The 21,047-nt window shown below is 44.5% G+C and carries 24 protein-coding genes; all 24 read left to right on the top strand.

The window, feature by feature from the left end; all coding sequences use genetic code 11:
* Positions 1–245 precede the first annotated feature (245 nt).
* The 24 genes from tet(O) (at position 246) to GQF29_RS06360 (ending at position 20,993) form a co-directional block, all read left to right on the top strand.
* Positions 246–2,165 carry a tetracycline resistance ribosomal protection protein Tet(O) gene (gene tet(O) / locus GQF29_RS06490; RefSeq protein ID WP_000691758.1) on the top strand — a complete coding sequence of 640 codons (1,920 nt, stop codon included), beginning with the start codon at positions 246–248 and terminating at the stop codon, positions 2,163–2,165.
* A 51-nt stretch (positions 2,166–2,216) separates the two neighbouring features.
* Positions 2,217–2,390: a cysteine-rich KTR domain-containing protein gene (locus tag GQF29_RS06485; RefSeq protein ID WP_002779755.1), complete on the top strand. Its 174-nt coding sequence runs from the start codon at positions 2,217–2,219 to the stop codon at positions 2,388–2,390.
* Positions 2,391–2,877: 487 nt separating this feature from the next.
* A complete protein-coding gene (locus tag GQF29_RS06470) occupies positions 2,878–3,390 on the top strand; it encodes a sigma-70 family RNA polymerase sigma factor (protein ID WP_000241709.1) in 513 nt (170 codons plus the stop codon).
* A gap of 94 nt (positions 3,391–3,484) precedes the next feature.
* Positions 3,485–3,910, top strand: a complete 426-nt coding sequence (locus tag GQF29_RS06465; RefSeq protein WP_000323895.1) for an RNA polymerase sigma factor — start codon at positions 3,485–3,487, stop codon at positions 3,908–3,910.
* 83 nt (positions 3,911–3,993) lie between these two features.
* On the top strand, positions 3,994–4,164 hold the full coding sequence (locus GQF29_RS19095; RefSeq protein ID WP_000331638.1) for a hypothetical protein: 171 nt from the start codon (positions 3,994–3,996) through the stop codon (positions 4,162–4,164).
* 458 nt (positions 4,165–4,622) lie between these two features.
* Entirely contained in the window at positions 4,623–5,648 is a 1,026-nt protein-coding gene (locus GQF29_RS06455; RefSeq protein WP_001170964.1) for an AAA family ATPase, read from the top strand.
* A gap of 416 nt (positions 5,649–6,064) precedes the next feature.
* Positions 6,065–7,138, top strand: coding sequence for a MobV family relaxase (mobV, locus tag GQF29_RS06450; RefSeq protein ID WP_014636936.1), 1,074 nt, complete (start codon positions 6,065–6,067; stop codon positions 7,136–7,138).
* 8 nt (positions 7,139–7,146) lie between these two features.
* The gene (locus tag GQF29_RS06445) at positions 7,147–8,001 is read left to right on the top strand and encodes a ParB/RepB/Spo0J family partition protein (protein WP_000743700.1); all 855 of its coding nucleotides are present in this window, start codon (positions 7,147–7,149) and stop codon (positions 7,999–8,001) included.
* Positions 8,002–8,046: 45 nt separating this feature from the next.
* Positions 8,047–8,277, top strand: a complete 231-nt coding sequence (locus GQF29_RS06440) for a YdbC family protein (RefSeq protein WP_001206986.1) — start codon at positions 8,047–8,049, stop codon at positions 8,275–8,277.
* Positions 8,277–8,540 carry a hypothetical protein gene (locus tag GQF29_RS06435; RefSeq protein WP_000253176.1) on the top strand — a complete coding sequence of 88 codons (264 nt, stop codon included), beginning with the start codon at positions 8,277–8,279 and terminating at the stop codon, positions 8,538–8,540. Before GQF29_RS06440 ends, GQF29_RS06435 begins: the two co-directional genes overlap by 1 nt.
* Before the next feature lie 54 nt (positions 8,541–8,594).
* The gene (locus GQF29_RS06430; RefSeq protein ID WP_001820670.1) at positions 8,595–10,451 is read left to right on the top strand and encodes a recombinase family protein; all 1,857 of its coding nucleotides are present in this window, start codon (positions 8,595–8,597) and stop codon (positions 10,449–10,451) included.
* Position 10,452: 1 nt separating this feature from the next.
* Positions 10,453–11,391: a hypothetical protein gene (locus tag GQF29_RS06425; RefSeq protein ID WP_054689833.1), complete on the top strand. Its 939-nt coding sequence runs from the start codon at positions 10,453–10,455 to the stop codon at positions 11,389–11,391.
* 20 nt (positions 11,392–11,411) lie between these two features.
* Positions 11,412–12,374, top strand: coding sequence for a DUF3991 and toprim domain-containing protein (locus GQF29_RS06420; protein WP_008789321.1), 963 nt, complete (start codon positions 11,412–11,414; stop codon positions 12,372–12,374).
* Positions 12,371–12,790, top strand: a complete 420-nt coding sequence (locus GQF29_RS06415; protein ID WP_008789322.1) for a DUF3846 domain-containing protein — start codon at positions 12,371–12,373, stop codon at positions 12,788–12,790. The genes GQF29_RS06420 and GQF29_RS06415 overlap by 4 nt, the downstream gene beginning before the upstream one ends.
* 256 nt (positions 12,791–13,046) lie before the next feature.
* Entirely contained in the window at positions 13,047–13,388 is a 342-nt protein-coding gene (locus tag GQF29_RS06405; protein WP_002594670.1) for a plasmid mobilization protein, read from the top strand.
* Positions 13,379–14,764, top strand: coding sequence for a relaxase/mobilization nuclease domain-containing protein (locus tag GQF29_RS06400; RefSeq protein WP_008789324.1), 1,386 nt, complete (start codon positions 13,379–13,381; stop codon positions 14,762–14,764). Before GQF29_RS06405 ends, GQF29_RS06400 begins: the two co-directional genes overlap by 10 nt.
* The gene (locus GQF29_RS06395; protein WP_008789325.1) at positions 14,748–15,542 is read left to right on the top strand and encodes a PcfB family protein; all 795 of its coding nucleotides are present in this window, start codon (positions 14,748–14,750) and stop codon (positions 15,540–15,542) included. Before GQF29_RS06400 ends, GQF29_RS06395 begins: the two co-directional genes overlap by 17 nt.
* A gap of 6 nt (positions 15,543–15,548) precedes the next feature.
* Entirely contained in the window at positions 15,549–16,433 is an 885-nt protein-coding gene (locus GQF29_RS06390; protein WP_008789326.1) for a hypothetical protein, read from the top strand.
* Positions 16,434–16,445: 12 nt separating this feature from the next.
* Positions 16,446–16,649 carry a hypothetical protein gene (locus GQF29_RS06385; RefSeq protein ID WP_008789327.1) on the top strand — a complete coding sequence of 68 codons (204 nt, stop codon included), beginning with the start codon at positions 16,446–16,448 and terminating at the stop codon, positions 16,647–16,649.
* Positions 16,636–18,444: a VirD4-like conjugal transfer protein, CD1115 family gene (locus GQF29_RS06380; RefSeq protein WP_008789328.1), complete on the top strand. Its 1,809-nt coding sequence runs from the start codon at positions 16,636–16,638 to the stop codon at positions 18,442–18,444. Before GQF29_RS06385 ends, GQF29_RS06380 begins: the two co-directional genes overlap by 14 nt.
* Before the next feature lie 19 nt (positions 18,445–18,463).
* Positions 18,464–18,826: a hypothetical protein gene (locus GQF29_RS06375; RefSeq protein ID WP_008789329.1), complete on the top strand. Its 363-nt coding sequence runs from the start codon at positions 18,464–18,466 to the stop codon at positions 18,824–18,826.
* A 73-nt stretch (positions 18,827–18,899) separates the two neighbouring features.
* Positions 18,900–19,736 carry a VirB6/TrbL-like conjugal transfer protein, CD1112 family gene (locus GQF29_RS06370; RefSeq protein WP_002594677.1) on the top strand — a complete coding sequence of 279 codons (837 nt, stop codon included), beginning with the start codon at positions 18,900–18,902 and terminating at the stop codon, positions 19,734–19,736.
* A 135-nt stretch (positions 19,737–19,871) separates the two neighbouring features.
* Entirely contained in the window at positions 19,872–20,240 is a 369-nt protein-coding gene (locus GQF29_RS06365) for a PrgI family protein (protein ID WP_002594679.1), read from the top strand.
* A 102-nt stretch (positions 20,241–20,342) separates the two neighbouring features.
* On the top strand, positions 20,343–20,993 hold the full coding sequence (locus GQF29_RS06360; RefSeq protein WP_002594680.1) for a hypothetical protein: 651 nt from the start codon (positions 20,343–20,345) through the stop codon (positions 20,991–20,993).
* Positions 20,994–21,047: the final 54 nt, after the last annotated feature.

Genomic DNA, 21,047 nt, shown 5'->3' with positions numbered 1-21,047 from the left:
CGGCAAGGTATTCTTAAATAAACTGTCAATTTGATAGTGGGAACAAAAAGTAGCAGTCCCGTTTCACTTTTAATATGGGGCTTAGTTTTTTGTACCCAGTTTAAGAATACTTTTATCATGTAATTTTATATGCCCGAAAACATATAAGTGTTTTGGGGCTATTGGAGTTATTTACCCAGTGATAGGAGTATTTATCACTGGGTATTTTTATGCCCTTTTTTGGGTGTTGATAGGAGGAAAATCACATGAAAATAATTAACTTAGGCATTCTGGCTCACGTTGACGCAGGAAAGACAACATTAACGGAAAGTTTATTGTATACCAGTGGTGCAATTGCAGAACTAGGGAGCGTAGATGAAGGCACAACAAGGACAGATACAATGAATTTGGAGCGTCAAAGGGGAATCACTATCCAGACAGCAGTGACATCTTTTCAGTGGGAGGATGTAAAAGTCAACATTATAGATACGCCAGGCCATATGGATTTTTTGGCGGAAGTATACCGTTCTTTATCCGTATTAGACGGAGCAGTATTATTAGTTTCTGCAAAGGATGGCATACAGGCACAGACCCGTATACTGTTTCATGCACTACAGATAATGAAGATTCCGACAATTTTTTTCATCAATAAAATTGACCAAGAGGGGATTGATTTGCCAATGGTATATCGGGAAATGAAAGCAAAGCTTTCTTCGGAAATTATAGTGAAGCAAAAGGTTGGGCAGCATCCCCATATAAATGTAACGGACAATGACGATATGGAACAGTGGGATGCGGTAATTATGGGAAACGATGAACTATTAGAGAAATATATGTCAGGGAAACCGTTTAAAATGTCAGAACTGGAACAGGAAGAAAACAGGAGATTCCAAAACGGAACGTTATTTCCCGTTTATCACGGAAGCGCTAAAAACAATCTGGGGATTCGGCAGCTTATAGAAGTAATTGCCAGTAAATTTTATTCATCAACGCCTGAAGGTCAATCTGAACTATGCGGGCAGGTTTTTAAGATTGAATATTCAGAGAAAAGGCGGCGTTTTGTTTATGTGCGTATATATAGCGGAACATTGCATTTGAGGGATGTTATTAGAATATCTGAAAAAGAGAAAATAAAAATCACAGAGATGTGTGTTCCGACAAACGGTGAATTATATTCATCCGATACAGCCTGCTCTGGTGATATTGTAATTTTACCAAATGATGTTTTGCAGCTAAACAGTATTTTGGGGAACGAAATACTGTTGCCGCAGAGAAAATTTATTGAAAATCCTCTCCCTATGCTCCAAACAACGATTGCAGTAAAGAAATCTGAACAGCGGGAAATATTGCTTGGGGCACTTACAGAAATTTCAGATGGCGACCCTCTTTTAAAATATTATGTGGATACTACAACGCATGAGATTATACTTTCTTTTTTGGGGAATGTGCAGATGGAAGTCATTTGTGCCATCCTTGAGGAAAAATATCATGTGGAGGCAGAAATAAAAGAGCCTACTGTTATATATATGGAAAGACCGCTTAGAAAAGCAGAATATACCATCCACATAGAAGTCCCGCCAAATCCTTTCTGGGCTTCTGTCGGGTTGTCCATAGAGCCGCTCCCTATTGGAAGCGGAGTGCAGTATGAAAGCAGAGTTTCACTTGGATATTTAAATCAATCGTTCCAAAATGCGGTTATGGAGGGGGTTCTTTATGGCTGCGAGCAGGGGCTGTATGGATGGAAAGTGACAGACTGTAAAATCTGTTTTGAATATGGATTGTATTATAGTCCTGTAAGTACCCCCGCAGACTTTCGGCTGCTTTCCCCTATCGTATTGGAGCAGGCTTTAAAAAAAGCAGGGACAGAACTATTAGAGCCATATCTCCACTTTGAAATTTATGCACCGCAGGAATATCTCTCACGGGCGTATCATGATGCTCCAAGGTATTGTGCAGATATTGTAAGTACTCAGATAAAGAATGACGAGGTCATTCTGAAAGGAGAAATCCCTGCTAGATGTATTCAAGAATACAGGAACGATTTAACTTATTTCACAAATGGGCAGGGAGTCTGCTTGACAGAGTTAAAAGGATACCAGCCAGCTATTGGTAAATTTATTTGCCAACCCCGCCGCCCGAATAGCCGTATAGATAAGGTTCGGCATATGTTCCACAAGTTAGCTTAACAGCTTGCAAAAGTCATATAAAATGAGATTTGAAAGGATTAGAGACTAATTATGATGAAATGCGAATGGATATTGTGTCCTGTTTGTGGGAGCAAAACCCGTAATAAAATTAGGAAGGACACTGTTTTGGAGAATTATCCCCTTTATTGTCCAAAATGCAGACAAGAAAGATTGATTAAAGTTGACAACTTGAAGATAACTGTCATCAAAGAGCCAGACGCTTAAGACGCAGAGCCGATGAAATTGTGGAACAATTCACGAATCATCGGCTCTTTTTGTTTCGTATTTGAAAGAACAAACTCACCAAATAAAAAAAACGATATTCGGGTGGGTTATTTTGTTATACCCTAAATTACCCTCTGAATTTGTTTTTAAATTTGGAGGGATTTTTTTATGTCCTTTTTTCGGGCAGTTATCTATCTGCTCATACGAAGCAAAATTTATCAATACATAGCATATCAGAGAACGGCAGGAAACCAGTTAAAAAAATTTCTGCCAGTGCAACGGTACTTCTCACCTTGAAAGTAGAAGTACAATCTCCATACAATAGAATTACTATTTCCTATAACCGTAAAGGTCACAGAGCCTTTGCGGTTTTTCTTTTGTCGATTTTTGTTGGAAAGTGCCGTAGGGCTGTTTCTGATATGCGGTGTCGTTCTCCGCCTCTCCATCTGGATTTTTTACATTTCAAAAATTCAGATGGGAGGTATTTATGGTGAAATATGCACCAAGAAAGGTATATATCAGAGAAAGTGGCGGCTATGTGGAATTATCCTACACGGAGTTCTGCCGTTGCAGGGAATCCGACCAGACCTATATGGACAAGCTGTTTATCCCCATTCAAGGCTGTCTGCTTGAAGTCGTGAGGGAGCAATACACAGACTTCTACCGTGACAAGGAACGGTGGCGTTATCTGCAAAAATTAGATACAAAGAATAGACTGCTATCTCTCGACGGATTTACGGACAGCGAGGGGAATCCTCTGGACTTTATCACTGATGAAGCGGTGGACATTGCAGAAACCGTTGTCAATGCGGTCATGGTGGACAGGCTGAAAGCCGCCCTGCCTTTGCTGTCGGATAGTGAACAGGAGCTGATACAGGCAATCTTTTTTGACGGACTTTCCGAGCGTGAAGTCGGGGCGAGGTTGGGCATAACCCAGAGCGTTGTAAACAAACGCAAAGCCAGAATCCTAATAAAACTAAGAAAGATAATAGAAAATTAAAATTTAAGGCGTTCAGCCCCCTTGTTTTTTCCTTTGGGAAGATGAGGGGGCTTTTCTCTGCCCTCTCAATCAATTCTGATTGGAGGAAGTAAGAATGGCATACAACCACGGACGGGAGGACAGGAAATGGCGTATCTGGAAAGAAGCGGAGGAAAAGCTGCTGCGTGAGTGCGGCGTTGATGAAGCGACCATTGAGCAGATACGCATGGCGGACAGGGCAGACTTCAATTCCAACAGGCGGTTTTACCGATGGACGAATGACGTTGCGGAATATCTTGAGGACATGGCAGGCAGGGAGCGGCAGGCGGAAGTGGGTACGGTTGCGGAGTTACTGGAAGAGATTGAGAGCGAAAATCTCTATCAAGTATTAGTCACGGTGGACGGGCGTACCTTGAAAATCGTCCTGCTGAAAATGCAGGGGTATTCCACAAAGGAGATTGCCCCGCTTGTGCATTTGACGACTGGTGCCATCTATGCGAGGTTAGACCATCTGCGGAAGAAGCTGCGGAAAATTTTATAGCTTCTAAAACAGCCTGCCATCCTGCGGGCTACTGGGTGAGGGATGGAAATCCCCTCACTCATTTTTTGCAGGAGGACAACAGGATGGCATACAGGGTTAAGGCATACACGCTTCGGGAGGAATCCACGGAAAGCGGCACAAGGTATTTTATCAGCTTTAAGGACGGGCAGGGCAAATCCCACGAGTTGGAAGTGTCGGAACAGTTCTTTATGGAGTTTCGGCAGATGGAGCGCAGGAACAGGAATCTTTTCTAATGGGACGAGCGGCACAGGGAGTTTAACGAGGTATGGGACGAAACCCTTTACAGACGGGCGTTGCGTGTGCCTAAGAGCCTTGATGAACGCATGGTTGAGGAAGAACGGAATGAAACGCTCTATAAGGCGGTTGGGAGCCTTCCAGAGATACAAAGGCGGCGTTTCCTGCTCTACTACGAGTATGAGTTCAATTTTTACCAAATCGCCGCTATGGAGCATTGCACCGCTTCGGCAATACAGAAATCTGTTGCGATTGCAAAGGAGAAAGTAAAGGCGGAAATTGAAGAAATATCTCCAACCGTGACCGACACCGCCCGAAAAAGAAATCTGTTTTTTATTTGTGTGGGATTGGCGGCATTACATACTCTCACTTTTTTCCGTGGGAGTAAATCTATTTTTAAGGAGGTCAACGCCTATGTGCAACGAAAACAAAGACACCGCCCGAAAGGAGGAAAGCCATGCAGAAGTTACAGACAGTCAACGCCGAAACGCTCCTTTATGAACCGCTTGAGAAACCATCCTTTGTGGTGGACAGCCTTATCCCGACAGGCTTATCGCTGTTCTGCGGCTCACAGAAGATAGGCAAAAGCTGGCTCATGCTGAAGCTATGCTTATGCGTGTCGCAGGGAATCCCTTTATGGGATATGCCGACAATGGAGGGCGATGTGCTTTACCTCTGCCTTGAGGACACGTTCTGCCGCATACAGGACAGGTTATTTCGTTTGACGGACGAAGCAAGCGGGCGGCTCCACTTTGCCGTGGCAAGCTGCAAGCTGTCAGACGGTCTTATCGTGCAGCTTGAAGATTATCTGAAAGATTACCCAGACAGCAGGCTCATTGTCATTGATACCTTGCAGAAAGTCCGTACAGCTTCAAAAGACAATGCCTATGCAAGCGACTATGGGGACATCTCCCTCATCAAAGACTTTGCCGACAGGCACTCTCTGGCGGTCATTGTCGTACACCACATCCGAAAGCAGAATGACAGCGACGTGTTCAACAAGGTGTCTGGGACGACAGGATTAACGGGGAGTGCGGACGCTACCTTTGTTCTGGAAAAGGAGAAACGTGCGTCTGACACCGCCAAGCTGTATGTGACGGGCAGGGACACGCCTTATCAGGAATACACGCTGCGTTTCCGTGATTGCCGTTGGGAGCTTGTGGAGCGGAAAACGCAGGAGCAGCTTGCGAAAGAAACGATACCAGATGTCCTTTTTCGGTTGGTGGATTTTATGAGGGATAAGGAAGAATGGATAGGCACGGCAACGGAACTGTTAGCCGCTATGGGGGAAACGGAAACCATACCCACGGTGATTACGAAATGGCTGAATGAATACCGCACCACATTTTTAAGCGAGAACCGTATCTGCTACCAGTACAGCCGCAGGAAAGACGGCAGGCGGATTGCCCTTGCAAGGAGGGCGGGTGACAGCGGTGATGGTGGTGACAGCGATATTAGGATACCCCCCTGTTACTGTCATTGACGCTTAAAGCCATGTAAAGCTGGCGGCTCTGCCCTGCGGGTGACAGCAGTGACGGTGGTGACAGTGATTTTAGGATACCCTGCCGCTGTCATCCCTACGGGAGAACACCCCGTAAACGCAAAATGCAGGCGTGAGATTTACTCGCCCTTTTCGGTCGTGTAAAACCACCCCTGCGGTCAGAAAAATCATTCCGATTTTTCCGACTGCGTTTACAGGGTGTAACACACTACACTTTGCCCTGCAAAGTCGTGTGCCAGACGTTCCCTCTGGACTCCCTTAAGGCAGGGCTGTGCCCTGCTATCCTACGCCTTACGGCTTCGGATAAAAGAATGGCGGCATGACGGTGACGGCTCTTGCGAGGGGGGTATCCCAAAAACACCGTCATCATCGACATGACCGTCATGCAGGGGGTGAGGGTGACAGTTGCGGCAGTCGGCAGGGGGTATCCCAAAACTGCTGTCACCACCGTCACCGCTGTCACCCCAAAGGACGGTCACCCGCCGAAAGAAAGGAGGAATCCGCCTATGCCTTATGCAATCCTGCGTTTCCAGAAACGAAAAGCGGGCGGCGTTGCGGCTTGTGAACGCCACAACGAGCGGAAGAAAGAAGCCTACAAAAGCAACCCAGATATAGATATGGAACGCTCTAAAAACAATTACCATCTCATAGCACCACCAAAGTACACCTACAAGAAAGAGATTAACCGCATGGTAGCCGAAGCGGGGTGCAGGACAAGGAAAGACAGCGTGATGATGGTGGAAACGCTCATCACAGCTTCACCAGAATTTATGAACCAGTTACCGCCCGAAGAACAAAAAGCGTATTTCCAGACGGCTCTTGACTTCATTTCGGAGCGTGTTGGAAAGCAGAATATCCTCTCCGCTGTCGTCCATATGGACGAGAGAACGCCCCATATGCACCTCTGCTTTGTGCCGATTACGCCAGACAATAAGCTGTCAGCGAAAGCTATCTTAGGCAACCAGAAATCATTATCCGAGTGGCAGACCGCCTACCATGAGCGGATGTCCTCACGGTGGAATCAGCTTGAACGGGGGCAGTCCTCAATGGAAACCAAGCGGAAACACGTCCCCACATGGCTCTATAAATTAGGCGGCAGGCTTGATAAACAGTATGAAGAAATCGTGTCTGCCCTATCCGACATCAACGCCTTTAACGCAGGGAAGAAAAGGGATAAAGCGTTAGATTTACTCTCTGCATGGCTGCCAGACGTGGAGAAATTCTCTAAGGAAATCGGGAAACAGCAGGCGTATATCGACAGTTTGAAAGAGAGAATTGGGCAGGAATCAGACTATGCGGGGCGTATGCGTGATGAAAAGTACGAGCAGGAACTAAAGGTGCAGAAAGCGAATCAGAAGATATTTGAATTGCAGAGAACCAACGAGCAGATGGGGCGGCTGCTGTCAAAAATACCGCCCGAAGTGTTGGAAGAATTGCAGAAAAATCATAGAAGCAGAGCGAAAGAAAGGTAGATATGTGAATGAAGAAACAGGATTTTAAGGTGTTAAAGACCAAAGACTTGTACCCGTTCCCCGACAATCCGTTTCATGTGGCAGAAGATGAAACACTGTCAGAGTTAGCGGAAAGCATCAAGGAATTTGGCATTGTCACGCCGATAATCACACGCCCGAAAGAGGACGGGGACGGTTATGAAGTGATTGCAGGACAGCGGCGTGTCCGTGCTTCTGAACTTGCAGGGATAAATACCGTGCCTGCGTTTGTCCTGCCCTTAGACCGTGACCGAGCCATCATCACCCTTGTAGACAGCAATTTGCAGCGTGAGAATATCCTGCCATCGGAGCGGGCGTTTGCTTACAAGATGAAATCCGAAGCCATGAAGCGGCAGGGTTTCCGCACAGACTTAACCTCGTCACAAGTTGTGACGAAGTTGCGGACGGACGACAAGGTGGCACAGGGCTTCGGCGTGGGCAGGATGACCGTGCAGCGTTTTATCCGCCTGACGGAACTGATACCGCCGATTTTGCAGATGGTGGACGAGGGGAAAATCGCCCTCACGCCTGCGGTGGAACTGTCCTTCTTGAAGAAAGACGAGCAGGAAAACCTCTTTGCCACGATGGAGAGCGAAGAAGCAACGCCCTCACTCTCACAGGCACAGCGGATGAAACAGTTAAGCCAGAGCGGGCGGCTTGACATGGATACGATATTTGCGATTATGACGGAGGAAAAGGGCAACCAGAAAGAAACCTTGAAAATCAACACAAGCAAGCTGAAAAAATACTTTCCGAAGAACACAACGCCGAAGCAGATGGAGGAAACCATCATCAAACTTTTGGAGCGTGAGTTGCAGAGGAAACGCAACCGTGACAGCCGCTAATCTTCTTTTTTCGGGAAGTAAATACAGAGAGTTGAGGTATGGAGAATGAGAGAAATCCAGTATGAAATCGTAAAGGAAATCGCAGTATTGTCTACGGGCGACAGTGGCTACACAAAGGAAATCAATCTCATTTCATGGAATGGGAAAGAGCCGAAGTATGACATCCGCAGCTTTTCCCCGAACCGTGAAAAGTGCGGCAAGGGAATCACGCTGAACGCTGATGAAGCGGCGGCACTCCTTAAAGCATTACAGAAAGAATTAAACAGCGAGGATTAATGGTATCTGATTGGCAGGGCGGGGACATTTCCAAACTCTTCCCTGCCCTGTCTGGAAAGGAAGATTTAAGTATGGGCGAGGATAAGAAAGCAGATAAAAAGAGAAAGCGTATCGTGCCAAAAGCACCAGTGCAGATGATAATCAGCCGTGAATATGTCGGCACACAGACCGTTACAGAAGCGTTTGTCCCGATTATCTCCGAGGATATTCGGAAGAAGATTGCCGAGGGCGACACCTTCGACAATGAGGGGCTGTCCGCTTAGAATGTACGCAATGGGACATGAAAACAGATAGGACAGATACGGAGGTTTTACAGTATGGCAGGAATCAAAGAAGAAAAGAAAATCTATTTAGTCGGCATTTATTGCCGCTTATCTAAAGACGATGGTACGGATAACGAGAGTGCGAGCATTGCGACACAGAAATCCATCCTCACGGATTATGTGAAAAAGCAGGGATGGCACATAGCAAAAACGTATGTGGACGATGGTTATTCTGGTACAAATTTCCAAAGACCAAGTTTCCAGAATATGATAAAAGACATTGAAAGCGGTCTGATAAACTGCGTGATTACGAAAGATTTATCCCGTCTGGGGAGAAACTATCTTGATTGTGGGTTATATCTGGAAGTTTTCTTCCCAGAGCATAACGTGAGGTATATAGCGGTCAATGACGGCGTAGATACCTTGAATAAATCTGCTATGGACATCACGCCTTTCCGCAACATTTTAAACGAAATGTATGCCGCTGACATATCTGTTAAGATAAAATCGGCATATCGGGCGAGGTTTCAACAGGGGAAATTCATGGGAACTACCGCCCCTTATGGCTATATCAAAGACCCTGCCGACCACAACCATCTGCTGATAGATGATAAAGTGGCACATGTTGTAAAAGAGATATTCGACCTTGCATTAAAAGGGAATGGAGTTGCCAAAATTTGCAGACATCTTAATAAACAGCATATCCTACGCCCTGCCGCTTATGCGGCGGAGCGTGGCGAAACAGGCTTTGAACGTCATTTTGAGGGGAACGAGGACAAACGCTATATTTGGAGTGGGAACAGCGTGAGGAGCATTTTAAGAAGCCCGATATATGCGGGAAATCTTGTAGGCTACAAACGGATTGCCGCCAATATGAAAAGCAAGAAACGCCCCTCTAAGCTGCCCGAAGAATGGGAAGTGATACCCAATACCCATGAGGGAATAGTCACGCAGGAGGAATTTGATATTGTCCAACAGCTTATTACAAGTCGTAGGCTTCCACAGAACAAGGGAGGATTTGTAAATATTTTTGCAGGCGTTATCAAGTGTGTGGACTGCGGATGTGCTCTGCGGGCAATGAACGTACACAGGAGGAAACGCCCAGAGATTATCGACTGTGTACAGTATTCATGTAATAATTATGCAAGAAACGGAAGAAGCGAGTGTAGTGCCCACAATATAGAAGCAAGGGATTTATTCAATGCCGTTCTTGCCGACATCAACTGTTTTGCGGATATGGCAGTGAATGATGAAAAGGCGGTCAGGGCCATAGAAAAGCGGCTCACGGAAACAGACCAGAGCAGGGCGAAAGCATTAGAGAAAGAACGTAAGAAGCTGAACAAACGCCTTGCGGAACTGGACAGGCTGTTTTCCTCTCTCTACGAGGATAAGGTCATGGAGCGTATTACCGAGCGGAATTTTGAGATGATGTCGGGGAAATACCAGAAAGAGCAGCTTGAAATTGAAGCAAGGCTGAAAGAGGTGACGGAAACTCTTAATGAAAGCTACGAGAAATCACGGGGAATCCGTGACTTCCTCGCCCTTATCCGAAATTATCAAGGCTTAAAAGAACTGGATGCAACAGTTATAAACGCACTCATAGACAAGATACTTGTTTCGGAGCGTGAGAAGATGGCAGACGGAACAGTGAAGCAGGAAATCAAGATTTACTATAAATTCATCGGCTTTGTCGATGAATTACATATCATACCTACAAAACGGTGGGCAGCAATGCCCGCTAAAAATTGTACGGTGTGCGGCGTTGAATATGTCCCGGGCTCTGGTGCATCAAGGTATTGTCCTGCTTGTGCCAAGAAGATACGGAGGGAGAAATCAAACGAGAGCAAACGCAGGAGCAGAGAACAGAAAAGGATAGCATGTATGAACTGTCCGCAAAAAATGACCGACTGATTTGGAGCAGCGTTCCGGTAGAATTGTCCGTCAGGGCAATGAAAATCCGCAGGTAGATATTTACCGCTATGTAACAGAGCAGACCTTTGATGCATACCTCTATCAGCTTGTGGAAGGTAAGCAGAAGTTCGCAAGTCAGATTATGACGAGCAAATCTCCGGTCAGGTCGGCAGAGGATATTGATGAAACCGCACTGTCCTATGCGGAGATAAAAATGCTTGCAACAGGCAATCCGTATATCAAAGAAAAGATGGACTTAGACATTCAGGTGCAGAAGCTGAAGATGTTAAAATCCAATTTCTTATCGGAGAAATACGGACTGGAAGATAAGGTCATCAAGTTCTACCCACAACAGATTGCTTACTTAAAATCCCGTGTAGAGGGACTTACAAAAGATGTTGAAACAGCAAAATTACACCCGAAACCGATAGACGAGCAGCCGCTTGGAATGATGGTATCGGGTGTTTCTTATTCCGAAAAAGCCGAAGCAGGTCAGGCAATCATCAATGCCTGCAAGTCAATGAACAGTCCCGATGCGATACCACTTGGCGAGTACCGTGGCTTTCAAATGGAACTGTATTTTGATACGGTGCAGCGTAATTATGTTGTGAAACTGAAAGGCGAAACGAGCAGAGATGTACCGCTTGGCGACGATGCTCACGGTAATATCGTGAGAATAGATAACGGCATAGAACGCTTTGAGGAAGCACTTGCTGATACGAAAAACAGCCTTGAAAATACGGAGAAGCAGTTTGAAACAGCGAAGCAGGAAATCGAAAAGCCGTTTGCAAAGGAGGAAGAATTGAGGGCAAAAACTGCCCGACTTGATGAGCTGAATATCCTGCTCAATATGGATAAAAAGGAAAATGAGATTGTCGGCGGAGAGCCTGATGAGGGCGAGCCAGTCGGCGGCAGAAAGGAGAAATCGTATGAGAGATAAACAGGAAGGCGGTGGTCGATATGCCATTTATCGCACCTGAGTTAATCATTCAGGCGAAGCAGATGGACTTATTAACCTACCTGAAAAATTATGAACCGTATGAGCTGGTTAAGTTTTCGGGGAACACCTATTGCACCAGAACCCACGACAGTTTGAAGATTTCAAACGGGAAATGGATATGGTGGTCGAGAGGTATCGGTGGCAGGAGTGCTTTGGATTATCTGATTAAGGTCAAAGGTTACAGCTTCCTTGAAGCGGTGGAAACCATTATCGGACACACAGCGATTCAGGCTCCGGACTATGAAAAACCACAGCCAAAAGAGGAAAATAAACCGCTTCTTCTCCCTGAAAAATGTGCTTCCAATATAGTGATTACAGAGTATCTTTTCGGGAGAGGAATAGATTTTGAAATCATCAATTACTGTATCTCTAATGACCTTATCTTTGAGAGCCTGCCGTATCACAATGTTGTGTTTGTAGGCTATGACGAGAAGAAAGAACCCAAATATGCAGCCTACCGTTCCACGAATAAGCGTAGGATTATGGGCGATTGCAGTGGCAGTAAAAAAGATTATTCTTTTCGGCTTGGTAAGGAAAACTTGGAGGAAGTACACCTCTTTGAGTGTGCCATTGACTTGTTATCCTATGCCACGCTTGCAAAATTGAACGGGCAGGATTGGAAAGAAATGAGCTTTGTTTCGCTGTCTGGGGTGTATTCTCCGGCAAAGAAAATTGAGGACAGTAAAGTGCCGATTGCACTGGAAAAGTATCTTGGCAGTAACCCATCTGTTAGGAAAATCCGTATCCATTTTGACAATGATATAGCGGGCAGAAAGGCAGCACAGACCTTAAAAACTATTCTGCCGGATAAGTATGAAATCGTTGATGAGCCACCAAAAGCAGGTAAGGACTTCAACGATTTTCTTTGTATGCGGATGGGAATTTACAATAAAAAAACACACGAAAGGAATGAAGAACGATGAATGATTCTAAGATTAAAGTTCTCTTGGTAGAACCGGAAAAGTACCCGAAGGAAATTGTAATCGACGACAGTCTGGAAGCAATGCAGGAGGTTGTCGGAGGGGATATTGAGGAATATATGCCCTTTGATGATGACGTTGCAATCATCTGTAATGAGGAAGGAAAGATGAGAGGACTTTCGCTTAATCGTGCTGTTTATGTGCAGGACAACGATAAGAAAGAGATGGTTGACATTATCTGCGGCAAGTTCTTTATCTGTTATGCACCGCCTGAGAGTGAGAGCTTTCAGAGCTTGCCGGACGATATGATGAAGAAGTATAAGGAACAGTTCAAGTATCCTGAACGCTTTTCTAAGGATGTGGGCGGCAATATCGTGGCTGAACCTTTTAAGCCGAAATCAAAGGATTATGAGAGATAGCAGCCTGAGAACGGGGCAACCCGGAGGAGATGTTTATTCTTAGCGAGCAGACCATTTGGATAAACACAGTTTCCCAAACGGTAAAAGGCTCGTTAGGGGTTGCCCCTAATACCCCGTGAGAAAGGAGAACTTGATTTGAGAGAGTTATTACTTATCGCCGCCGGAACACTGCTCGGCAGTTGTCTTGGCGTTACGATGATGTGTTTATTCCAGATTAACAAAGATTGCAGAGTAAAGAGAAAGGAAGATACCGATTATGAGAAAGAGAAACATTCAGAAGATTGTACGCTTTAACCGCAAGGAAGCACAGGATTTGGCAGCAAAGGCAAAGAAGGCTTGTCTTTCCGAAGCAGGACTTATCCGTTTGCTTATCAGAGGTTACGAGCCGAAAGAGAAACCCGATGACCGCTTCTATGATGTGATGAGGGAACTTTCCTCTATCGGTAATAACATCAATCAGCTTGCAGCTAAAGCTAATACGCTTGGTTTCATTGACGCACCTATGCTGAAGAATGAAGCTGCGAAGTGGAATAAGTTCCAGTCAGAGATTGAAAGGACATATCTTCGTCCAAATCAGAGCGAAATGAAATGGCAGTAACAAAGTTGTGGTCGGTAACAGAAAGGCTCGGTCAGGTCATTGACTATGCGACCAATCCCGAAAAGACTTCTGCCAAAATCAAAAGGGAGTTTTCACAGGAACAGTATCAGGCTCTTGCAGATGTCATTGCTTATGCAAAGGACGAAGAAAAAACAGAGCGAGAGTTCTATGTTGAGGGTATCAACTGTAATGTGGCGATTGCCCGTGACCAGTTCATAACGGTTAAGGAACAGTACCAAAAGACAGACGGTATCCAAGCCTATCACGGATATTTGAGCTTCAAGGAAACGGATATATCTCCTGAGATGGCACAGAAAATCGGAATGGAGTTTGCAAATGAAGTGTGGGGAAAAAGATTTCAGGTCGTTGTGACAACCCACCTGAACACAAAGCACCTGCACTGCCATTTTGTCATCAACTCTATTTCTTTTGTCGATGGCAAACATTTGTGGGGCGAGGAAAAAGCGTGGTTCAAATTCCGAAAGGTTGCAGACAGGATTTGTGAGAAGTACGGACTTTACTATGACCCGAATCCGAACCGCAGTAAGCAGTTGGAGTATCTGACGATGAAGGAAAAGGCAGGTATGCCGACACGCTACTCGGTTGCAAAAGAAGCCATTGACTATGCTATCGACCACAGCAAGACCCTGAAAGAATTTCAGTTTGCTCTCAAGGAAATGGGATATGCCTATAACCTGAGTCCAAGCCGAAAATACTGGACGGTCATTCCAAAGGGATACGATAAGCCGATACGACTGAAAAATCTCGGAGCAGATTATACCAATGACCGGATTGTAGAGCGTATCAAAGAAAATCGTAACAGATGGGCAGAGATTGAGCCGTTCCAGAGGGCGACTTATAAGCCAAGACAGTACCGTATGCAGACCAGAGGGCAGAAGCTGAAAAAGAAAGGCGGACTTTATGGGCTGTATCTGTATTACTGTTACAGACTCGGTTATCTGCCCAAGTATAAGAAACAGAATAACGCAAGGCTTCATTATCTCTTGAAAGATGATTTAATGAAGCTCGATAAGATTACTGATGAAGTAAGGCTGCTCGGACGAGAAAATATTTCCACGGACGAACAGCTTTTTTCATATAAAACTTCCTTAGAGAAGCAGATGGAAAATCTTGTTGCCGGAAGAACACATCTCCGAAAAAAGATAAGAACAAATATTGATGATGGTCAGCTTCAGGCGGCAAAAGATGAAATCGCTTCTATCAACGGAGAATTGAAAAAACTCCGACGGGAAGTAAAACTCTGCGAGGATATTGCGGAGAGGTCAAAGGTTATGGAAGAAAACCTTGAGCATATCGAAACAGAGGAAGAAAAACAGCAGAGAAAGGAGAAATCACGCTATGAACAACGGTGGTGACGCAGCAGAGCAGGTCGTTAGGCTTTCGCTTGAAGGATTTGAAGTTGCTGCAAGATTAAGCGGTTCGGCGGCGAAGAATATCGCATTGCTTTTGGTATCGGTTCTGAAGCAGGAACAAAAGACAAAGGGCAAAGCAAGGCTTACCAATATGATTAAGTCAGGCAAGGAGCTGAAAGTCTTTTCCATTCCGCAAAAGGATTTGAAGAAGTTTACCGAACAGGCAAAACGCTATGGCGTTCTTTATTGTGTCCTCAGAGATAAGAACACAAAGGGAGAGAATGCTCCGGTAGATATTATCGCAAGAGCAGAGGACGCTTCTAAAATTCAGCGTATCGTTGAAAGATTTGAACTTGGCAAGGTGGATAAGGCTTCTATTGTCAGTGAAGCAGAGAAAGCTATCGCAGACCGTGAAGCGGTTGAAAAAGAAAAGCCGACTAAATCCAAGAGTGAAATCATTATGGAAGAAGCGGTCAGAAATCCAATGCAGAAAGAGGAGCGAGCAAACGCAAACCCCTCAGTCGCCAAAACAGACAAAAGCCCTCTGTCAAGGCAAAACTCAGAGCCGGTAGAAACGCAATCTGATAAGGGTGTTGCAAAGCCAGTGGAAAAACCATCGGTCAAAGAGAAACTTGACCGTTACAAGGCACAGGCAAAACAGCAAAAAGAAGCAGAGCGTAAAGAACCGGAGATTAAGAAAGACGGCAAGAAGCCGCAGCAGAAAAACGGTCAGACGGTACACCGTCAGCCGAAGAAGAAACCCAAAACAAAAGAGAGGTAATTCACTATGACAAATGATTTCAAACCCGCAAAGGCTGGCGGTAATCAGCCAAGATTATCCAAAGAGGAGTATGCGGAAAAGAAGCGAGCAGAAAAAGAAAAGGTCTATCAGATGATTGATGACGCTGCCCGTGAGATTGTGAGTGACCCTGAGAAGTTCAAGAGCTTTCTTGATACGCAGAGTCGAATGGACAGATATTCCGCAGCAAATGCTCTCCTTATTTATAGTCAGTATCCGCAGGCAACACAGCTTAAAGATTTTGATGATTGGGGTAAGGACAATGTGAAGATTACCAAAGGGGCAAAGAGTATTTCTATTCTTGAACCAGTGGAATATACAAGAGCAGATGGCTCTCCGGGTATTTCCTACAATGTCAAAAAGGTATTTGATGTTACGCAGACAAATGGAAGAAAAGCTCCGGCAGTATCAGCAAACCGTGACCCGAAAGCACTTATCACGACAATGCTTGATGTATCTCCGGTGGAGGTTGCGTCAACCGATGAACTTCCGTATCCGAATATGGCAGCTTTCTATAATAATGAAAAGCAGACCTTGTATGTGAAGCGTAATGTGGGCGACAGCGTAGCAGTTGCTCAGTGTGTCGCTCAGGAACTTGGACACGCACAGCTTTCCATTAACAGCGAAAGTTACAGCCGCAGGGATATGGGCTTTCAGGCAGTGTGTATCGGATATATGCTTTGCAAGAAGTATGGCGTAGATACACAGAATTTTGCAATTAACCGCATTCCGGAGGGACTGGCTTCCAAAGAGCCGAAAGAAATCCGTGCGGAGCTTTCCAAGACTCGAAATGCAATGGCAGAAATTCACAGTCATATCTCTGATGAAATGTTCCGCAAGAAGCAGGAGCGTTCAAAGGACTATGAGAGATAACGGAGGGCAGATATGGAAAAAGAAAAACTCTACCACATTGCTTTGGACGATTACGAACACGGTGTTGTCATTCGCTCCTTAAACGATGAGAAAACAAAGTTGATGGAGGAAGGCAAGTCCGCAGATGCAGTAGACGACCTGCTTGTAAAAGTCGGAAATGCCCCATTGAAAAAGTTCAAAGTAATTGAAAGGAAACGCTCAGATGAAGCGAGATAATGACAGGCAGACTGCCATTATTTTATCTATTGTCGGTATCGTTCCGGTCATATGGCTGGCACTTCTGATTGCACCTTCCATAAGCGGAGGACTGCCGGAGATAGCAGCCAATCTTGCGACACTCTTTGATAATCCATTTTCCATAAAATTATGTGGGGACAGCCTGAAAACTGTCCTCATTTTGCTTTTATGCTATGGAATGGGTATCGGGATTTATTTCTCGACAAGAAAGAATTACCGCAGACGAGAGGAACACGGTTCTGCTAAATGGGGCAATGTCAGAGCAATTGATAAAAAGTACCGACAAAAGCCGCTGTCAGAAAATAAGCTGATGACTCAGAATGTGTGCATTGGACTTAATGCCAAGAAGCACAGACGAAATCTGAATACGCTTGTGTGCGGTGGCTCCGGTGCAGGTAAGACAAGGTTTTACGCAAAGCCTAATATTATGAACGCTGCCAGAAACAGCTATGTGATATTAGACCCGAAAGGGGAAATCCTGCGAGATACGGGACATCTTCTTGAGAAGAAAGGTTACGAAGTGCGTGTGCTTGATTTGATTTCAATGGAGAAAAGCCATTGTTACAATCCGTTTGTATATTTGCAGAACGATAATGATGTGCAGAAGCTCGTAACAAATCTTTTCAAGAGTACCACTCCAAAAGGTTCACAGAGCAATGACCCGTTTTGGGATACGGCAGCGTCAATGCTTCTGCTTGCACTTGTATTTTATCTGCATTATGAAGCACCACCGGAAGAACAGAATTTTGCAATGGTAATGGAAATGCTCAGAGCCGGGGCGATTGAGGACGAGGACGACCCAAGTCCTTCTCCGCTTGATAATCTGTTTTCAGATTTGATGATAGATAATCCTGACCACATTGCTTTGAAGTATTACCACTCTTACCATTCCGGCTCTTCCAAAACATTAAAATCCATACAGATAACCCTTGCAGCAAGGCTTGAAAAGTTTAACTTGGAGAGTCTTGCTGCTCTTACTTCTGCCGATGAACTGGATTTGCAGTCACTCGGAGAGAAAAAGGTGGCACTGTTTGCACTGATACCGGATAACGACTCCAGTTTCAACTTTTTGGTATCCATTCTTTACACACAGCTCTTTCAACAGTTGTTTTATGCAGCCGACCATATCCACGGCGGCTGTCTGCCTATGCCCGTTCATTTTATGATGGACGAATTTGCCAATGTTTCACTGCCGGACGACTTCGACAAGATACTGTCGGTTATGCGTTCCCGTGGGGTATCGGTAAGTATCATCTTGCAGAACTTGGCACAGCTTAAAGCCTTGTTTGAAAAACAGTGGGAGAGCATTGTGGGTAACTGCGATGAATTTCTTTACCTCGGTGGAAATGAGCAGTCAACCCATAAATATGTGTCGGAGCTGTTGGGCAAGGAAACCATTGATACCAACACGTTCGGAAAGAGTACCGGAAGAAGCGGTAATTATTCCACCAACTATCAGATTAGCGGCAGAGAGTTACTTACCCCTGATGAGGTGCGTATGCTCGATAATCAGTACGCTATTTTATTTATCCGTGGGGAAAGACCCATTATGGATTTCAAATATGACATTATGAAACACCCGAATGTGGCACTTACCACAGACGGAAAGGCAAGTCCTTATAAGCACGGAGAAGTCACAAAAGATATTGCTTCGATTGCTATTTGGGACATTGACCCTGCAACACTTCCTGAAAAGGAAATGGAAGAAACGAACTGGGAACTTCTTTCCGATGAGGAGATGGAAGCTCTGTTCATAAACAATCAAACAAATTAAATTTTGGAGGTATTCAACTATGACTATTTTTAAGAAAAAAGCAACTGACACTCAGGAAACAAAGAAACTGCCTATGACCGGAAAGATTAGGAAAGGCTTCCGTGCTTATTGCACAATGGTCATTGTCGGTGCGTTGGCACTTGGAATGACAACGACTGCATTTGCAGCGAATGACCCGCTTACCGTAGTCAACAATCTGTCTGACTTTATCTTCGGACTTATCCGTGCCATCGGTATGATTTTGCTTGGCTTTGGTATCGTGCAGGTCGGTCTTTCACTCAAATCTCACGACCCTTCTCAGAGAGCCAATGGCTTCCTGACTCTTGCGGGTGGTATCATTATTACTTTCGCCAAAGAAATCCTTACTCTTATCACAGGCTAAGATAAGAGTTACACAGTTATCGAGGGGTGTGCCAAGTTAAGGTACACCCCTTAATTGTAAGGAGGTGCTTTGAATGAGTGATAACTGGGTAGTTCAAAATCTTGAAAATGCCCTTGAAACTTGGAATGAAAAACTGTCGGAAATATGGACGCTCATCACAACTACACCGCAGAACTTTAAGGGCGGGAATATCTGGAAGGTTATCGTTGACATCAACGGTGCAGTTCAGGCTATCGGGCTTGCCTTACTTGTGTTGTTTTTCGTGATAGGTATGGTAAAGACCTGCGGAAGTTTTACAGATGTGAAGAAACCGGAACACGCTTTAAAACTCTTTGTTCGTTTTGCACTGGCGAAAGGTGTTATCACATACGGAATGGAGCTTATGCTTGCACTATTTAATATCGTGCAAGGGACAATTTCAACCATTATGAATGCTGCCGGATTTGGAACTCCGGAACAGACGACCTTGCCCGCAGAGATGGTAACGACCATAGAGGATTGCGGATTTTTCGAGAGTATTCCATTGTGGGCGGTAACGCTTATTGGGGGATTATTTATCACAGTGCTTTCGTTCATTCTGATAATGACGGTGTACGGAAGATTTTTCAAACTTTATATGTACACAGCACTTGCACCGATACCGCTTTCCACATTTGCAGGAGAACCGACACAGAATGTCGGCAAGAGTTTTATCAAGAGCTATTGTGCAGTTCTGCTTGAAGGGGCAGTCATTGTACTTGCTTGTATTATTTTCTCTGTATTTGCTTCATCGCCGCCAGTAGTGAATCCTGATGCAGCAGCAGTTACGCAGGTTTGGGCATATATCGGGGAACTGGTATTTAATATGCTTGTTCTTGTCGGTGCAGTGAAAATGTCTGACCGTATTATCCGAGAGATGATGGGACTTTAAGGAGAGATTTTGAGATGAACCAAAGAGATTGTAAGAAATGTGTTTACTATGGCGGTAAACGGAAGGGCAAAGTCTTTTGCCTGAATGATAAATGCGTGAGGGAGAAAGACCGAAATCGCAGGAAAGGAAACAGATATGGAAGTAAAAATTAACCGAGAAATCAGAAATTATACAGAGTCAATGTTTTTTGGACTGTCGCTCAGACAGTTCATTTTTTCTGTTCTCGCTTGTGGCGTTGCAGTAGGACTGTATTTTTTGCTCAAACCGTATGTTGGCACGGAAACCGTATCGTGGGTGTGCATTTTGGGTGCTGCTCCGTTTGCGGCACTTGGTTTTGTGAAGTACAACGGTATGACCGCAGAGAAAGCAATCTATGCGTGGATAAAGTCGGAGTTTTTGATGCCGAAGAAGCTGGTATTTCACTCCACCAATGTGTATTACGAACTGATGAAGCCAAGCATTGAACAGAAGCAGAAGGACCATTTTCGAGAATCTAAAACATAAAATAAGATTTAAGCTATTGACAGACAGGTGCTTTCTGAATATACTATAATGATTTAGCATTTGACTAGATGGGCGGCTTGGGAAGAAAGGAGAAATGTTAATATGTATAAGTATGTGGAAGACAAACAGTTTCTGAGCCGTATGCGTTCGTTATGTGGAGAAATAATGCAAGACCTTTGCCATACGCTTAAAGAAGAATATGACATTGGTGCTTCATTCTATCTCGTGGGTAGTGGTGCAAGAAACCTGATATTACAAAATGCTAATCAACCGATTGATTTGGATTATAATCTTGAAATCACAAGAATTGATGATTGGGAAGATTGCAAAGAAATCAAAGAATGTGTCAGAAAGGCTTTCAATATTGTTCTTAGAGAATATGGGTGGAGTGACTGCCAAGATTCTACCTCATCTTTAACAACGGAAAAGCGGCACTTTAATCAGGGAAATAGTACAGAATTTTCAATGGATATTTGTATTGTTTGCGAGGATACAGACGGAAACTATCATCGCCTTATTCACGATAAGAGATGTTTTCCAAACAGATATTTCTGGAATCAAGCACCTAATTCAAGAAACATTAGAGAGAAAGCAAAGTATATCAAAGAAAAAGGAAAATGGACATTAGTTAGAGAGCAGTATCTGAAAATAAAAAAGCAGTATTTGACTTCCAACGACTACAATCATTCCTCTTTCATTTGCTATATTGAAGCAGTCAATAATGTATATAATTCAAGAAAGCACTGGAACTAAATAAAACCAATTTGATGTATCGTCACTATAATCAGTGGCGATATTTTTTTGCCA

It is taken from the genome of Coprobacillus cateniformis (assembly GCF_009767585.1).
Lineage (GTDB): Bacteria > Bacillota_I > Bacilli_A > Erysipelotrichales > Coprobacillaceae > Coprobacillus > Coprobacillus cateniformis.
Note: the sequence above shows the minus strand (reverse complement) of the source record. Positions and strands in the feature narration are given on the sequence as shown.

Excerpts from the sequence above, each read along its gene's own strand:
- GQF29_RS06485 (WP_002779755.1), top strand. The coding sequence starts at position 2,217 with ATGATGAAATGCGAATGGATATTGTGTCCTGTTTGTGGGAGCAAAACC.
- GQF29_RS06470 (WP_000241709.1), top strand. The coding sequence starts at position 2,878 with ATGGTGAAATATGCACCAAGAAAGGTATATATCAGAGAAAGTGGCGGC.
- GQF29_RS06465 (WP_000323895.1), top strand. The coding sequence starts at position 3,485 with ATGGCATACAACCACGGACGGGAGGACAGGAAATGGCGTATCTGGAAA.
- GQF29_RS19095 (WP_000331638.1), top strand. The coding sequence starts at position 3,994 with ATGGCATACAGGGTTAAGGCATACACGCTTCGGGAGGAATCCACGGAA.
- GQF29_RS06455 (WP_001170964.1), top strand. The coding sequence starts at position 4,623 with ATGCAGAAGTTACAGACAGTCAACGCCGAAACGCTCCTTTATGAACCG.
- GQF29_RS06445 (WP_000743700.1), top strand. The coding sequence starts at position 7,147 with ATGAAGAAACAGGATTTTAAGGTGTTAAAGACCAAAGACTTGTACCCG.
- GQF29_RS06440 (WP_001206986.1), top strand. The coding sequence starts at position 8,047 with ATGAGAGAAATCCAGTATGAAATCGTAAAGGAAATCGCAGTATTGTCT.
- GQF29_RS06435 (WP_000253176.1), top strand. The coding sequence starts at position 8,277 with ATGGTATCTGATTGGCAGGGCGGGGACATTTCCAAACTCTTCCCTGCC.
- GQF29_RS06430 (WP_001820670.1), top strand. The coding sequence starts at position 8,595 with ATGGCAGGAATCAAAGAAGAAAAGAAAATCTATTTAGTCGGCATTTAT.
- GQF29_RS06420 (WP_008789321.1), top strand. The coding sequence starts at position 11,412 with ATGCCATTTATCGCACCTGAGTTAATCATTCAGGCGAAGCAGATGGAC.
- GQF29_RS06415 (WP_008789322.1), top strand. The coding sequence starts at position 12,371 with ATGAATGATTCTAAGATTAAAGTTCTCTTGGTAGAACCGGAAAAGTAC.
- GQF29_RS06405 (WP_002594670.1), top strand. The coding sequence starts at position 13,047 with ATGAGAAAGAGAAACATTCAGAAGATTGTACGCTTTAACCGCAAGGAA.
- GQF29_RS06400 (WP_008789324.1), top strand. The coding sequence starts at position 13,379 with ATGGCAGTAACAAAGTTGTGGTCGGTAACAGAAAGGCTCGGTCAGGTC.
- GQF29_RS06395 (WP_008789325.1), top strand. The coding sequence starts at position 14,748 with ATGAACAACGGTGGTGACGCAGCAGAGCAGGTCGTTAGGCTTTCGCTT.
- GQF29_RS06390 (WP_008789326.1), top strand. The coding sequence starts at position 15,549 with ATGACAAATGATTTCAAACCCGCAAAGGCTGGCGGTAATCAGCCAAGA.
- GQF29_RS06385 (WP_008789327.1), top strand. The coding sequence starts at position 16,446 with ATGGAAAAAGAAAAACTCTACCACATTGCTTTGGACGATTACGAACAC.
- GQF29_RS06380 (WP_008789328.1), top strand. The coding sequence starts at position 16,636 with ATGAAGCGAGATAATGACAGGCAGACTGCCATTATTTTATCTATTGTC.
- GQF29_RS06375 (WP_008789329.1), top strand. The coding sequence starts at position 18,464 with ATGACTATTTTTAAGAAAAAAGCAACTGACACTCAGGAAACAAAGAAA.
- GQF29_RS06370 (WP_002594677.1), top strand. The coding sequence starts at position 18,900 with ATGAGTGATAACTGGGTAGTTCAAAATCTTGAAAATGCCCTTGAAACT.
- GQF29_RS06365 (WP_002594679.1), top strand. The coding sequence starts at position 19,872 with ATGGAAGTAAAAATTAACCGAGAAATCAGAAATTATACAGAGTCAATG.
- GQF29_RS06360 (WP_002594680.1), top strand. The coding sequence starts at position 20,343 with ATGTATAAGTATGTGGAAGACAAACAGTTTCTGAGCCGTATGCGTTCG.